The sequence below is a fragment of the Nostoc sp. DedQUE08 genome, from assembly GCF_034530895.1.
GTDB lineage: Bacteria > Cyanobacteriota > Cyanobacteriia > Cyanobacteriales > Nostocaceae > Nostoc.
This window is the reverse complement of record NZ_JAVRCD010000008.1, coordinates 146,435-161,490: the sequence shown is the minus strand read 5'-3', so window position 1 is coordinate 161,490 and position 15,056 is coordinate 146,435. Positions and strand designations below refer to the sequence as shown.

Here is a 15,056-nt window from a genome sequence, read left to right as displayed (position 1 = left end):
TCAAGCTAAATGTTAGCTATTGTCAGCTTTTCATTTTATTTTGTCAGCTATGTGTCAGATTTACTCCTTCCTTATGTAATATTTTATGAAACTAAAGTTTAAATTTAGTACCAAAAATCAATTGGTATTCATTTTTTTGAGATGAAACCATAATACCTAATGTATTGGTCTATAAATTGGTTCCCATGTTTGTTCTGCTAGATCCTCCAAATCATTCATAGCTGCGTTTTTATTCTTTGAGCTACCATCTACTTTGCTGGCATCCAAAGCTAACTTTACTTTAGTTTTATCAAAGTGGTAGGCGTCATTAAAAGCTCGCTCAAGTAAATTGTTTAACTGATCTTTGGTGTTTTCTAAGATTCTTTCTCTATCATCATCGTCAATATCCTTGAATTCTTTTTCTGCATCACTCAAGATAATTTCAGTAACTTTCTTTTGGTTAGGTGATTGGGCTTTGTTTTTAATTTCTTGGTAACAAGCTGCTAAAAAATCTCTCCAGTTATTCGTCCTTGGATTCACAAGAAGCTTTTTCTGAGTGGCATCCATAACCCTTATCCGCTTCTGTTGAGTCAGTTGCTGCTCTGCATCTAGATGTTTTGCGAGTGGTTCTTTCAATTTGCTGTTATGCACAGCTGTTGAACTCTTTTTATGAGTATCTTCGTGAATTAGAATCGCGCTAAGTCCCACACCTTCTTTATTAATATTGTTGAGTTCAGCAACGCGAGTATTAAGATTATTTGCCAGATCCTTAGCAGCATTATCATCTTTGAAAGGTTTATTTTTCAGCTTTTTGATGATTGCTTCCAAATCCTGACTGATGGCAACTTTTAGTCCTTTAGCAGGAACGTGGTGAGAATGGCGTGGTGGTTTGCGACCCTTAACTACATCCTTCACCACGTGTTTACCGACAATCGGGGCGGGATTGTCATATAATTTGGGTTTGGAAACCTTGTCTTTCTTCGCCTTAGGATTGATTTCACCCTCAAGATGAGCAGTTGTTTGCTCTTCAGCATCTTTGTCAATGACAAGTTTGCACGAAGTCATCTTATATTTAGCTTTAATTTTAGGCAGACGCTTCTCGACATCTTCAAATGAAAGTTTATCATTGAGCATCAGTGTTTGAGCTTCTGCTAAAGCTGCCTTAAGGTCAGCTTGTTTCTTCTCCATTGTCCGCTCATCAGCTTTGCCATTTCTGGCTTGCCTTTCTTTGTGTTTATCCTTGCCAGACCTAAATCTATCCTTAATTTTATTGCCAAACTTGTGAAACTTATCCTTAACAGATTTTTTCTTATTCTCAACCCATTTCTGACCGGCTTCCTTCTTATCTTCAACCCATTGCTTACCTGCTTTATATTTCTCCTTCGCCGTATCTTTAGCAGCGTTGAATTTCTTTCCAACCTTACTCTTGTTAAATTTGTTGCCAACTTTCTTAAACGCCTTCGCACCTTTATCAATTACCCAATCAACTGCTTTTTCCATCGGTTTACGCAGCTTCTTGAATATTGCTTGAACCTTGCCAGCAATTCCATCTAAGCCCAAAAGACTTGCTAGGAAACTGATCGCAACTGGTAAAGATTTAGCTAGGGCATTTTCAACGCCTTTGATTGCTTGATCGATCGCACCACTAGCGATCGCACCAATCGCATCCAGTATCGCATTAATTAAATCGGCAATCTGCTGGGCGCGTTCAATAAAGAATTTGACAATTTCATAAATCGCCTTAGCAGCTTTGATAAATGCTGAAGCCGGAGTCAACAAGCTGAGAATCCACTCAATCCCGGCTGTAATCACCTTTTCAATAATAAAATTCTTGATGGGTTCAATCACCAAAGCGTTGAGGTCGCCCATCTTCTTTTGGACAAACTCCCACATCCCAGCCACTCCCTGACTGGCTAAAACTTGAAATACATCAACAGTTTGTTCCAATCGGCTGACCTTTTCTTCACCCAATCGTTTCACAGCTTGGGCACGAATTGCTTCATAAGTGAAGCCTAAAAGCTGCATCGCTAGGCTAAAGATTCCTTTAAGGTCGAAGTTTTCTGGCATTTCAATACCAGTTTCTGCCATTGTGCCTGTCAGCCAGCCAATTAATCCTTGTTGGAGGTGCTTCCCGATGTTATTCATGAAGTTGAGGAAGCCTTGCTTCACCGCCTGGATCAAATTAGTCAAGAAACCAATCGGGTCTTTGAGGATTTGCCCAACTACGCCAGCAACTCGCGCTAGCACTTGCAAAAGCATTTTGGTCAGTTCGACGATCGTCTTGATGACTCCCACGATGAAGTCGAAAGCTTTTTGAATAAAACCTTTATTTGCTGCCTTCATCTCTTCAATGCGGGCATCAACAGCTTCCAAGTTTTCTTTGTATTTCTGCGCTAAGGTGTCAATTAGCTCATCTTGCTTATCGTCAACACTTTGTTGCAATTCTGCAAATTTGCTGTCAATGTCTGCGGCAGCTTGTTGACCAACTCCTTTTAAGTCTTGTGGCAGTTTGTTGATATAATTCTGAATCTCCTGCTTACCATTGGCTATTTCTGCTTTGGCTTGGGTCAGTCCTTTACTGATAATGGCGACAACTTTGTTAATCACACCATCCATCTGATTAATATAAAGCTGCCGACCCTCTTGATAGAAGGCGTTCACCTCTGAGGGCATACCAAACAATTTGTCTTTCAGCCATTTTGCTGGCCCAAAAAAGCCACTGTAGCGATCGCTCTTATAATCGTCCATCCGCTTGCCAACGTAATCCTCGAAGGCTTTTTTGGCATCAGCAGCACCAGCATCAAAGGCTTGTATAACTTGCCCGTCTAGTTCGTTGAGGGTTTTCTCAACTTTGCTTTTGGTCTTGTCATAAATCTTATTAATATCACCAGCAACTTTTGCCCGTGCTTGCTCATCCTTGCTCTTGGCACCCACCTGCTGCTCCCCTACCTGACCCAGGTTTTGGGTACGGATACCGTGCATTGCTTGGAGATGCTGCTGGGCTGTAGCTTCTGCCGTAGCTTGAGCGGTTGCGAGTATGCCTTGCTCTTGTTGGCGATATTGTGGCGGCGCTTCTTGTGCATTGGTTTGGGCGTCTTTCTTGGCTGCGAGTGCCCCTTGAAACTCCGGTTCATTGGAGTTTGCCAATTGCTCCTCGGTAATATCCGCCTCTTTCATCTGCTGGTCAAGTTTTTTACTGTCCTCTTGCAGTGGTGCTTCGACTTCACCTTGTCCTTTAGATTTGGGTGCGGCTTTATCTGCATCAACACCTGTTGGCGGTGTCCCTGATTCATTCTTGGGCAGTGGTGTTACTTGTTTAGCCTCAATCCCACTAGCATCAGGTTTTTCTTTAGTTTTCTCTTCTAGCTGACCTTGAGAGCTTTTCTGCTCTTCTTTGACTTGGCCACTCAAATCGCCCTTAACAGAGTCAAGTTTGTTGTTATTTTTAAAGTTGTCCGCCTCTTCCAAGTTTTTGGGAGCCATATCAGCAATGCGCTGCATCAATTTGGCTTTGAAGGCGGCAGCATCAAATCCTGGTGTTGGGGCTTGTTGCATCTCCCCAACTTGATTGGCTTGCGCTTTGCTGTCTACTTCATTACCTGGGGGTTGGGCTGCCGCTTGGGCTTCTTGGGCTTTGCTATTAGCAGGTGGGTGTTTTTTCTCAAGTCCTGCAACCTCTCTTGTTGTGCCAGCTACCGCTTGAAATGCTGGGTCATTTTCAGGGGAAGTGGGAGCCTTTTTCCCATCAGCTGCATCAAGTAATTTTACTGTGGTGCTAGCTACATTTGCTCTTGGTAATCCGGCGATCGCTTTCCCTGCGTTTCCTCCAGATAAATCTGCGTTTACCTTACCTACATCTGCTCCTTTGCTTTGAGCTTGCTGTTGAGAATCGACCTTTTCTGTATTAACTTTAATATCTTTTGACTCAAGCTCTTTTGGTTGATTTCCCCCAACCTCAACCTGTTTCTGAGTTACTGCTGCACCAACTTTTTTTGTTGGAGGTGGGTCTGTTGCCGCGTTCCCACCATTATCTGGAGGTGTAGCGATAGCTTGATGTTTTTCTGTTGTAGGGTGATTTTGTTGTTCGCCTTTTTCCGTATCAGTTTTGGACTCTAATTTTTTTTGGTTGTCTTCGTCACTTGGTTTTTGGAAATTCTCTCGCAGTTGGATAGCTAGTCCATGCCTCGCAGATGTTGTCGGCACTTTTGTCTGGAGTTTATTTTCTTTTGGTGCTACATGAAGAGATTTCGGCTGCACTGCACTGCCATTCTGCTGGACAACGTGCGTCAATTCATGGGCCAGTAACTCCTTGCCTGCATCACTTCCAGGAGAGTATTCGCCTTGACGGAAGAACACATCCTGCCCTGTGGTAAAAGCACGAGCTTGTATAGATTCATTTAAACGATCAGATTGAGCATCAGTATGAACCCGGACGCTACCGAAATCAGCCCCAAATGCTTGCTCCATTGGGTGCTTGATATCATCTGCAAGTGGCTGCCCATTGCCACGTGCTTGTTGGATTGAAGTTTCTAGCTCAGATGTTGCGGCTGTCCTTCCTCCACCCTGACGCTGCACCAAAGGAGTAATAGAATCCGCCAGGGATTTCATTTGTAATTGGTCTTCTTCCTCTGGTAATGCCTCCCGTTGGATAGATTGCACAGGTTCGCTCATCCTCTGCATCACCAATTGGGCGACACTATCAGCCTCCTGCTCATAAATGTCTCCAGGTTGGCTAACTGTCAGTTTTGTTTGTGGACGCCGCAGTAATATTCGACTAATGTCATGTTCAAGCGGTTTGCTTGGGGATTTTACCTCATTCATTATCTGGGATGAAGTACCAAGCGGCTTCATTTGCAATTCTTCTTCTGGTAGTTCCTCCCGTTGTAGCAAGGGAATTTCTCCCCAAGATTTCATTTGTACTTCTTCTAGCAGTTCCTCACGCTGAATACTGCCCTCTGGCTTCATTTGCAATTCTTCTTCATCAGATAATTTTTCTTGCTGAAGTTTTCCACTCTGTGGCTGATGAATTTTTTGCATCACCTGACGTGCTGTTTGGTCAGCTTCCTGTTCGTACTTATCTCCAGGCTCCCCAATCGTCAGTTTTGCTTGAATTGGTGTTGATGTATTTGGTCTTCTGACTGGAATATTGGCAAAGTTATGACCAAATCGAGTTGCTTTTTCCAGCCGAGAATTCAAAGATCGCTCCATCTTGGCTTGCAATACAGTCAGCCGTTCTTGTCCCTCTGGCGTAATCGTCCGATGCTTGGCTTGTAATTCCAATCCAGTTACTTCCATCTTTTCTTCAGCTTCATTCTCTACATCCGTTTGTGTCACGGGCGTAAAAGATGCTTTTTGAGTTTGGCCACCAAACGGTCTATAGGCCAATTGAGGAGTTTGTTCTGGTGCTTGAAAATTAGAAAAGCTGGATGAGGGACTTTTGAGGGATTTCATCGGTTTTGATTGCAACTATTGACGATTAAATTTGTCAAGGTGATTAGTTTTGATTATCATTTACCCAAAATTGCAATTATCAAGATAATTTTAGAACGCTAATCAATTAGAAATAATTAAGATGTGTTACCCCTAGAGATAAGTACTGGCTTGTAAAGAGTCTCACGTCGGATAAAGGAGAACACGGCTGCGTATTCTCCTAGCCAAGAGGATAAAGTATCCTTGAATCTGCCTTCTGATATTAGTACTTTCTGAAGTTGCCAATGTTTTTATGCAAAACTGACTCCTAGTGTATAAGTAAAATCAGGATTAGAATTGCTACCAGAGAAATTTTAAATTAGATGATGAAAATATCACCTCCATCAAGATAGTTATCATTGATACCACAATCAAGATAGTCATTACTGGAGTTGAGACTAGTTATCGGTGCGAAACTGCTGAACAAATCAGATATAAAAATTTGTTAATAATCACTAGTTAGTACATATAACCAAGCCAGTTTTAACTATATTATCTCGCTAAATTTTATAGGACAATTAAAAATAATCTTCAAACTTAATTGATAGTAATAATTTCAAGCAAAACTGTGATGACTTATTTTATTTTTGAGAGTATCTCGGCTAATAATAGTTAAATTATGAGCAATAATTTCCCAGGCAACCCAATTGAAAAATCGAGTATACATAGCCGTTCTAAACACCTCTAAAGCTTCAGTAATAGTGTTCAGAGGCTTGTTAGCCCACCTTAGCCTTAAGGGAGTATCACAGCAAAAATCAAGGAAGAAACTCACGAATAATCTAGTTTTTTTTCCCTCTTTTTGCAAAATGGGATGCTCCCGTTTTCTGGCGATATTTTTTGTCATGTTACTATTAACGTCTTAACCTTAGATGTTTAGCCATAGCTAAGATCGCAAAAAAAGTGATGAAAACGATAATTTTTTGTACAACGATACAAGTAGGAATCTCAGCAATCATAGGATTGCTCTGGGCAATAATTTATCTACTGTATAGCCAAAATATTCAAGTAACTCTCAAGTTGTTTTTCTACTCATTTTTGGGAGGATTGTTTGGTGGAATAGTTGGTGGTTTTATTGGTCATTTAGTTGGTTCGAGGACATATAAAGAAGCACCAGGTGGTATCTTCATTGGCGATCAAGCCTTAAACTGGTTCTTTTGGTTTTTTGTTTTCTGGATTATAGGCATTATTGTAGGAGCAGTTTTAGGAGGATTGATTTTCATCAGATTTTATTCATAATCCGTTCTGGATAAATACGTGTTTTTAGCTCTATTCGTGCGTATTTTTGGATTTTTTGTCGAATTCCAGTTGTTTCTGGTATGTATTTAACTAGAAATCTTTACGGTTCATAATACTATACATATATAAATGAAAACTCAAACTGTCATAGCAATCGTAACGACTCCAACAGTAATCTCAGGAACGCTTGGAGTGATTTGGGCAATATTTTATTTCAGATATACTCAAAATATTCAAGCAAGTTTTGAATTGTTTTTCTACTTCTTTTGTGCCGATTTTATTGCTGGAATAGCTGGTCTAATTATTGGTTTTTTATATCAGTCGATTGTAGGTTAATAAAGTATCAGATTTGGGACGGACATTATTAGAAGGTTCTTTGAGAGAGAGTACGCTAGTAATACTTATTTTTTCATGCCAAAATAACAATAGTCAAATCAATTTAAAATTCGCACATTATTATTGTGAGGGCTATAACACTAAGGCTGATTGTTCGCTAAGAGCGAACCTTATATGTTTACCCATAGCTAGACCGCAAAAAAAGTGATGAAAGGGATAGTCTTTTATATAATAGTACCAGTAGTAATCTCAGCAATCATAGGATTGCTCTGGGCAATAATTTATCTACTGTATAGCCAAAATATTCAAGTAACTCTCAAGTTATTTTTCTACTCATTTTTGGGAGGATTGCTTGGTGGAATAGTGGGTTGTTTTATTGGTTATTTAGTTGGTTCGAGGGTATCTAAAGAAGCACCAGGTTCTATCTTTATTGGCTCTGAAGGCTTCGCCTGGTTCTTTTGTATTTTAATTTTCTGGATTATAGGCATTATTTTAGGAGCAGTTTTAGGAGGATTGATTTTCATCAGATTTTATTCATAATCATTTCTGGATAAATACGTGTTTTTAGCTCTATTCGTGCGTATTTATTTTATGTTTTGTCGAATTCCGATCGTTACTGTTATGTGTTTAACTAGAAACTTTTACGGTTCATAATACTATACATATATAAATGAAAACTCAAACTATCATAGCAATCGTAACGACTCCAATAGTAATTTTAGGAATGCTTGGAGCGATTTGGGCAATATTTTATTTCAGATATACCCAAAATATTCAAGCAAGTTTTGAATTGTTTTTCTACTTCTTTTGTGCCGGTTTGATTGCTGGAATAGTTGGTCTAATTATTGTTATTTTCTTTCAGTCGATTTAAGTTATTAAAGTACCAGGTTTGGGATGGACATTATTAGAAGGTTATTTGAGAGAGAGTACGCTAGTAGTACTTATTTTTTCATAACCAAATAGCAATAGTCAATCAATTCAAAATTCGCACATTATTAATTCGCGCATTACAATCAGTAGTGGCTATGACACTAAGGCTGATTGTTCGCTCTTCGCGAACCTTATATGTTCACCCATAGCTAAGACCGAAAAAAGTGAAAAAAGTGATAATATTTGCTATAACAGTATCAGTAGTAATCTCAGCAATCATAGGATTGCTCTGGGCAATAATTTATCTACTGTATAGCCAAAATATTCAAGTAACTCTCAAGTTATTTTTCTACTCATTTTTGGGAGGATTGCTTGGTGGAATAGTAGGTGGTTTTACTGGTCATTTAGTTGGTTTGAAGACATATAAAGAAGCCAAAAGTGGTTTTTTTATTGGCGGTGAAGGCTTAAACTGGTTCTTTTGGATTTTATTTTTGTGGATTATAGGCATTCTTGAGGGGGCAGTTTTAGGAGGATTGATTTTCATCAGATTTTATTCATAATCCGTTCTGGATAAGTACGTATTTATAGATCCTATTCGTGCGTATTTTTGGATTTTTGTCGAATTTCGGTCTTTTATGTTTGTTATGTGTTTAACTATAAGCTTTTACGGCTCATAATACTATACATATATAAATGGAAACTCAAAGTCTCATAGCAATCGTAACGATTCCAACAGGAATTTTAGGAACGCTTGGAGCAATCTGGGCAATATTTTATTTCAGATATACCCAAAATATTCAAGCAAGTTTTGAATTGTTTTTCTACTTCTTTTGTGCCGGTTTGATTGCTGGAATAGCTGGTCTAATTATTGGTTTTTTATATCAGTCGATTATAGGTTAATAAAGTATCAGATTTTGGATGGACATTATTAGAAGGTTCTTTGAGAGGGAGTACGCTAGTAGTACTTATTTTTTCATGCCCAAATAGCAATAGTCAAATCAATTCAAAATTTGCACATTATTAATTCGCGCATTACAATCAGTGGCGGCTATGACACTAAGGCTGATTGTTCGCTCTTCGCGAACCTTATATGTTTACCCATAGATAAGACCGCAAAAAAAGTGATGAAAGGGATAGTTTTTTATATAATAGTACCAGTAGTAATCTCAGCAATCATAGGATTGCTCTGGGCAATAATTTATCTACTGTATAGCCAAAATATTCAAGTAACTCTCAAGTTATTTTTCTACTCATTTTTGGGAGGATTGCTTGGTGGAATAGTTGGTGCTTTTATTGGTCATTTAGTTGGTTCGACGGGATTTCAGGAATTTACAGGTGATTTCATTTTTAGTTCTGAAAGCGCCAGTTGGCTTCTTTGGATTTCAATTTTTTGGATTATAGGCATTATTGAAGGAGCAGTTTTAGGAGGATTGATTTTCATCAGATTTTATTCATAATCCGTTCTGGATAAGTACGTATTTATAGATCCTATTCGTGCGTATTTTTGGATTTTTGTCGAATTTCGGTCTTTTATGTTTGTTATGTGTTTAACTATAAGCTTTTACGGCTCATAATACTATACATATATAAATGGAAACTCAAAGTCTCATAGCAATCGTAACGATTCCAACAGGAATTTTAGGAACGCTTGGAGCAATCTGGGCAATATTTTATTTCAGATATACCCAAAATATTCAAGCAAGTTTTGAATTGTTTTTCTACTTCTTTTGTGCTGGTTTGATTGCTGGAATAGTTGGTCTAATTATTGGTTTTTTATTTCGAGGATTGTAGGTTAGTAAAGTATCAGGTTTGGGACGGACATTATTAGAAGGTTCTTTGAGAGAGAGTACGCTAGTAGTAGTTATTTTTTCATGCCCAAATAGCAATAGTAAATAGACATCTTGCAAAAGTAGCTTTTGCTTTCCGATTGGAGAAAGGTTAAAGGTTACTGGGTTTGGGAAAATTCCATACCTTTACCCTTTAACCCTTCCCCTTTTCCCCACAAATGCCAATAAGTTTAAAGTCGAAATCGGGATCGTCCCCTGGTTGAACTGTGGCAATCTGGGCTGAAGGATTAATGTTTGAGCCTGATGATAAGCAACCTAACCCTTCAGGACTGGCGAATGTATTGTTTGTACTTTATCCAGTATTTTCCCGCTCATAGAAAAGTGAAGTTGTCACTATCAAGTGTGAGACCCACTACCCCCTGCACAATACCGATGATTTCATCTTGCTCTGCTCCCAGTTTGTCTAAGAATATTCGTGTGTTACTTCCAACAACTTGCAAGCGGTAATCTTGTGAAAATCCGTTGAGTTCTATTCGGTCTTGGCTAGAGTTGAAGTCAGTAATAAAAGCCAAGTCTCCAAAACCAGGATTCGTAGTATTGTTATCGTCGTAGAAAACGTTTTCAGCGTCCCCCAGGATAAATCTATCTGCCCCGGCCCCGCCAGTCAAGTTATCAATTTCCCCTAATCCAGGTGGAAGCGGACTACCAGGAAAAGTACCGATGAGGATATCATTTCCAGATCCCCCATTGAGGATATCATTGCCCGGCCCGCCTTGTAGGCTATCATTGCCGTCCTCACCATTGAGAATATCGTCGCCATTACTACCGTCTAGCGTATCATCGCCTACTCTTGCATTTAGAGTGTTATTAGAAGTATTACCAAAAAGAAAGTTGTTAAGACTGTTACCTATCCCGGTAAGGTTGCCACCTTCTCTCAGTCTCAGGTTCTCCAGATTGGCTCCTAATGTGTAGCTTACAGAAGACCGGACGGTATCTATGCCTGAATTCGCAGCCTCTGTAATGATATCAAGAGTAGTGTCAAAAAAGTAACTATCGTCACCTGCACCACCTTTTAAAGTATCATTTCCTATACCCCCATTCAGTGTGTCATCGCCATTATTACCGGATAATTGATTATTTTGGTTATCGCCAACAATGTTGTCATTTGCATTTGTGCCGATGACATTATCAAAGTTGACTGCGGTAAATGACAATGTTCCCAAACCAGGAACGTTATTAGCAGTCAAACTTCGGCTTTGCAGGTTAACGGCGATAGATACTCCAGCTAAAGATTGGGATGCATCGATGGTGTTGTTGGCAACATTAGCATTAGCAATAACCCTTTCTACTTTAAAGAGTAGGTCTTGTCCCAATCCTCCAGCTTTTTGAATGGTTCCAACACCTGATAAGGTAATGGTTTGACCTAGTTGACTGTAGTCTGCGGTATCAATGCCATCTCCGCCATCAATGTTGTCGTTACCCTGACTGGCTTTGAAGGTATCACTGCCTGCATCACCTTTTAGAGTGTCGTTTCCTGTGCCCCCATCAAGTGTATCATTGCCATTATTACCGGATAATTGGTTATTTTGATTGTCACCAGTAATGGTGTCATTTCCATTTGTGCCGATGACATTATCAAAGTTAACTGCGGTAAATGACAATCTTCCTAAACCAGGAACGTTATTAGCAGCTAAACTTTGGGTTTGTAGGTTAACGGCGATAGATACCCCAGCCAAAGATTCGGATGCATCTATAGTGTTGTTGGCAACATTAGGATTAGCAATAACTCTTTCTACTTTAAAGAGTAGGTCTTTTTCCAATCCCCCACCTTTTTGAATGGTTCCAACACCTGATAAGGTAATGGTTTGACCTAGTTGACTATAGTCTGCGGTATCAATGCCATCTCCGCCATCAATGTTGTCGTTACCCCGACTGCCTTTGAAGGTATCACTGCCTGCACCACCTTTTAGAGTATCGTTTCCTGTACCCCCATCAAGTGTGTCATTGCCATCTCCGCCGCTAAGACTGTCATTCGCCGTGCCACCTGCGAGGGAATCGTTACCAGCCAAGCCATTCAAGATATCGTTACCGGAGGCAGTATTGGCGTTACCACCACTAGCCCAACCAACTATGGTGTCATTTCCCGAACTCCCATTTATCGTGTCAGGATTTGTAGTACCGAAAACCATATTATCTCTCCTAAATTTTTCACTAAATATGTAAGTTCAGCATCAATGAAAGAACTATTTATCAGTTCCATGTAGCTTACTTGTAATTTGCGTAATTTCATGTTAAAAAACATTAACTATTTAGTTAGAAACTTCTCAAGAAAAAATATCCAACTACTTACTATGGGCGCTTTGTAACTTCTTATATTTTCTTCCCTAGTACCCAGAGGAGACTTCTAGTCGTTCCGTTGCTAAAATTTTGGATAGTCTCTAGTCTATAGAAATGCTCCGATACCGTAAGCAAACAATATTTATTATTATTTCTGTACTCATCGTTGTACCGATGGGATTTTTGTTTAAGTATTATAACGGCCCTGCTCATCACTGGTTTAATGACTACGGAGCAGCTGTATTTTACGAAATATTTTGGTGTCTGTTCGCATTTTGGTTTTTCAGAAGTTGGGCGGCAGTAATCCAAATTCCTATATGGGTTTTTGTCATCACCTGTATACTAGAATTCTTGCAACTTTGGCATCCGCCACTATTAGAGCAAATGCGCGCCACCTTGATAGGTAAATTGTTACTTGGTACGACTTTTGTTTGGTGGGATTTTCCTCATTATGTATTGGGTTCTGTTTTGGGCTGGTTATGGCTGCGACAATTACACAAAATAAGTTATGCAAAAAAAAATCAAGGTTAAACCTAATTCAAAACAGCAAAAAATTAAAGAACAACCTGATGGTAGTCTGACTGTTTATTTAAAATCGCCCCCAGTTGATGGTAAGGCTAACGAAGAGTTAATTAAACTACTAGCAGATAAATTTGATGTACCCAAGTCTCATATCAGAATTAAGTCAGGTTTCTCCTCTCGGCAAAAGCTGATGGAAATCGATCCGAATACCTAACTGTTGCTTAATAATATCTTTTGTGAAGACTTTGCTGCTTTCTGAATGCGATCTACATTCCACCCAGGACATTCTCTACTAAAGACAAGAAACAAGAGATAGTAACTTGCTCTCATCTAATTTTTATGCCTTTGTAATACTGATATACCTTGGTTGAGTTTTGACTCTTTCTATCCAAGCTTGGATAGCAGGATATTGTGTTAAATCAAACCCACCTTCATCAGCTACATGAGTATAGGCGAACAAAGCAATATCAGCAATCGTATAACGTTCTCCGACAAAAAAATCTTGAGAAGTTAAGTGTTTATCCATCAAGTTAAGTGCTGCATAGCCTGGTTCGCGTTTTTGTTTGATAGCTTCACTATATTCTTCAGTTTTACCTAAAATAGAAATCCAAAATCTTGATGTAGCAATAAAAGGCTCATGGCTATATTGTTCAAAACATAACCATTGCAGCACCTGCGCTCGTAAAAAACGGTCATAAGGTAAAAACTCTGTACCTTCACTTAGATAAACCAATATAGCATTTGATTCTGCCAAATATTTCCCTGGCTCGATTTCCAGAACAGGTATCTTACCGTTAGGATTTTTACTTAAAAATTCTGGTGTTCGAGTCTCGCCTTTCAAGATGTTAAGCTCTATCCTCTCAAAAGGCATACCTAGTTGTGTCAATAAAAGACGTATCTTATAACCATGACCAGAAGGTAAAAAATCGTACAGATGCAGTAGTTCCATGTTAAAATACAGTTAGGAATATGTTGAGAAGTAAAGGTTCAAAATACAATATTTTACCAAAAGATTTTCCCAAAACCGGATATTTTTTTTGTATTTAGGTTCTGAACGTACTACAGGAAATTATTCAAGAAAATAAAAAAATGTTATTTATTTATAGTTTGAGATGTTTAATTTAGTTAATGGTCGAAAAGAAAACTATGTGTGGAAGATTTACTCTAAACTATTCGGCAGCAGGATTGTCTGAAGTTTTCCATGTCGAGTCAGTTCCTGATTTGGCAGCGGAATATAACATTGCGCCTACGCAAATGGTGGCGACAGTGTTACAAAATCCCGAAAACAAAAAGCGAGAATTTAAGCAGTTGCATTGGGGATTAATTCCGTCATGGGCGAAAGATGCAGGAATGGGGGCAAAGCTGATTAATGCTAGGGCAGAAACTGTTGCTGAAAAACCTGCTTTTCGTTCGGCTTTTAAGCACAGACGTTGTTTAGTGCTAGCTGATGGCTTTTATGAGTGGCAACGCCAACAAGGTAAAAAGCAGCCATTTTATTTTCGTCTCCAAGATGGGCAACCCTTCGGTTTTGCAGGTTTGTGGGAAAGATGGCGATCGCCTGATAATGAAGAAATAATCTCTTGTACAATTTTGACAACGGCAGCTAACGAATTACTCCAACCCATCCACGAGCGGATGCCAGTAATTCTGGAGCCACAAGATTACGATTTATGGCTAGATTCCCAAGTACAAACGGCCCAAACCCTACAGCAGCTATTGCGTCCTTATCCAGCGCCAGCAATGATTGCATATCCAGTTAGCACCTTGGTAAACAACTCTCGACATAATAGTTCAGAATGTATCGTACCCCTCAGTGAGAAGAACGCCCCCGCAAATCAGTTAAATTAACTATTGAGTGAACTATGGAATTGGGGAGACAAGCAGACAAGGGGATAAAAAAGCGTTTTCCCAATGCCCCATGCCCAATCCCCAATGCCCAATACCCAGAGAGAAATATGCCAAGAACACAAAAGAACGATAATTTTATTGACAAATCCTTTACTGTGATGGCGGATATCATTTTGAAGATCCTGCCAACTAACAAAAAAGCTAAAGAAGCGTTTGTTTATTATCGAGATGGGATGTCAGCCCAAGCGGAAGGGGAATATGCTGAGGCATTGGAATACTATGAAGAAGCTCTAACACTAGAGGAAGATACCAACGATCGCGGCTATATACTCTACAATATGGGGCTAATTTATGCCAGCAATGGCGACCACAACAAGGCTTTAGAACTATATCACAAGGCAATTGAGTTGAACCCACGTATGCCCCAAGCCTTGAACAACATCGCTGTAATTTATCACTACCAAGGCGAAAAAGAAAAAGAAGCTGGAGATAACGAGGCTGGCGAAGCACTTTTTGACCAAGCAGCAGACTATTGGATTCGTGCTATTCGCATGGCTCCCAATAACTACATCGAAGCTCAAAACTGGCTAAAAACCACCGGGCGATCGCAAATTGACGTATTCTTTTAGTCATTAGTCATTAGTTCTTTGTCATTTGCTAAGGACTAATGAC

Annotated in this window: 15 protein-coding genes; 12 read left to right on the top strand and 3 right to left on the bottom strand. The window is 39.4% G+C overall.

Annotated features, from left to right (window positions below; all coding sequences use genetic code 11):
• Positions 1 to 156 precede the first annotated feature (156 nt).
• Entirely contained in the window at positions 157 to 5,430 is a 5,274-nt protein-coding gene (locus RMY64_RS07940; RefSeq protein WP_322699776.1) for an eCIS core domain-containing protein, read from the bottom strand.
• A 921-nt stretch (positions 5,431 to 6,351) separates the two neighbouring features.
• Here RMY64_RS07940 and RMY64_RS07930 point away from each other — a divergent pair.
• From RMY64_RS07930 to RMY64_RS07895, 8 genes are all read left to right on the top strand, one after another.
• Positions 6,352 to 6,684 carry a hypothetical protein gene (locus RMY64_RS07930; protein WP_322684539.1) on the top strand — a complete coding sequence of 111 codons (333 nt, stop codon included), beginning with the start codon at positions 6,352 to 6,354 and terminating at the stop codon, positions 6,682 to 6,684.
• Between the two features lie 129 nt (positions 6,685 to 6,813).
• Positions 6,814 to 7,020, top strand: a complete 207-nt coding sequence (locus RMY64_RS07925) for a hypothetical protein (protein WP_322699775.1) — start codon at positions 6,814 to 6,816, stop codon at positions 7,018 to 7,020.
• Between the two features lie 207 nt (positions 7,021 to 7,227).
• On the top strand, positions 7,228 to 7,560 hold the full coding sequence (locus tag RMY64_RS07920) for a hypothetical protein (protein WP_322699774.1): 333 nt from the start codon (positions 7,228 to 7,230) through the stop codon (positions 7,558 to 7,560).
• Positions 7,561 to 7,690: 130 nt separating this feature from the next.
• Positions 7,691 to 7,891, top strand: coding sequence for a hypothetical protein (locus RMY64_RS07915; protein WP_322699773.1), 201 nt, complete (start codon positions 7,691 to 7,693; stop codon positions 7,889 to 7,891).
• 223 nt (positions 7,892 to 8,114) lie between these two features.
• A complete protein-coding gene (locus RMY64_RS07910) occupies positions 8,115 to 8,450 on the top strand; it encodes a hypothetical protein (RefSeq protein WP_322699772.1) in 336 nt (111 codons plus the stop codon).
• 133 nt (positions 8,451 to 8,583) lie between these two features.
• The gene (locus tag RMY64_RS07905) at positions 8,584 to 8,790 is read left to right on the top strand and encodes a hypothetical protein (RefSeq protein WP_322699771.1); all 207 of its coding nucleotides are present in this window, start codon (positions 8,584 to 8,586) and stop codon (positions 8,788 to 8,790) included.
• Positions 8,791 to 9,014: 224 nt separating this feature from the next.
• The gene (locus RMY64_RS07900; protein ID WP_322699770.1) at positions 9,015 to 9,347 is read left to right on the top strand and encodes a hypothetical protein; all 333 of its coding nucleotides are present in this window, start codon (positions 9,015 to 9,017) and stop codon (positions 9,345 to 9,347) included.
• Between the two features lie 133 nt (positions 9,348 to 9,480).
• Positions 9,481 to 9,681 (top strand): hypothetical protein, encoded by a 201-nt coding sequence (locus RMY64_RS07895; protein ID WP_322684536.1) that lies wholly within the window; start codon positions 9,481 to 9,483, stop codon positions 9,679 to 9,681.
• Positions 9,682 to 10,048: 367 nt separating this feature from the next.
• On the opposite strand, the gene RMY64_RS07890 is transcribed toward RMY64_RS07895, so the two are convergent.
• A complete protein-coding gene (locus RMY64_RS07890) occupies positions 10,049 to 11,866 on the bottom strand; it encodes a calcium-binding protein (RefSeq protein ID WP_322670471.1) in 1,818 nt (605 codons plus the stop codon).
• A gap of 262 nt (positions 11,867 to 12,128) precedes the next feature.
• Between RMY64_RS07890 and RMY64_RS07885 the strand changes: the two genes are divergently transcribed.
• Complete coding sequence (locus RMY64_RS07885) at positions 12,129 to 12,545, top strand: DUF2809 domain-containing protein (RefSeq protein WP_322699769.1); 417 nt, start codon at positions 12,129 to 12,131, stop codon at positions 12,543 to 12,545.
• A complete protein-coding gene (locus RMY64_RS07880) occupies positions 12,523 to 12,750 on the top strand; it encodes a DUF167 domain-containing protein (protein WP_322699768.1) in 228 nt (75 codons plus the stop codon). Before RMY64_RS07885 ends, RMY64_RS07880 begins: the two co-directional genes overlap by 23 nt.
• A 123-nt stretch (positions 12,751 to 12,873) precedes the next feature.
• Here RMY64_RS07880 and RMY64_RS07875 read toward each other — a convergent pair whose 3' ends face one another.
• The gene (locus RMY64_RS07875; protein ID WP_322684533.1) at positions 12,874 to 13,485 is read right to left on the bottom strand and encodes a glutathione S-transferase family protein; all 612 of its coding nucleotides are present in this window, start codon (positions 13,483 to 13,485) and stop codon (positions 12,874 to 12,876) included.
• Positions 13,486 to 13,682: 197 nt separating this feature from the next.
• On the opposite strand from RMY64_RS07875, the gene RMY64_RS07870 reads away from it, so the two are divergent.
• Both RMY64_RS07870 and RMY64_RS07865 read left to right on the top strand, forming a co-directional pair.
• A complete protein-coding gene (locus tag RMY64_RS07870) occupies positions 13,683 to 14,384 on the top strand; it encodes an SOS response-associated peptidase (RefSeq protein WP_322699794.1) in 702 nt (233 codons plus the stop codon).
• 107 nt (positions 14,385 to 14,491) lie between these two features.
• Positions 14,492 to 15,013 carry a photosystem I assembly protein Ycf3 gene (locus RMY64_RS07865; RefSeq protein ID WP_322670476.1) on the top strand — a complete coding sequence of 174 codons (522 nt, stop codon included), beginning with the start codon at positions 14,492 to 14,494 and terminating at the stop codon, positions 15,011 to 15,013.
• Positions 15,014 to 15,056 lie beyond the last annotated feature (43 nt).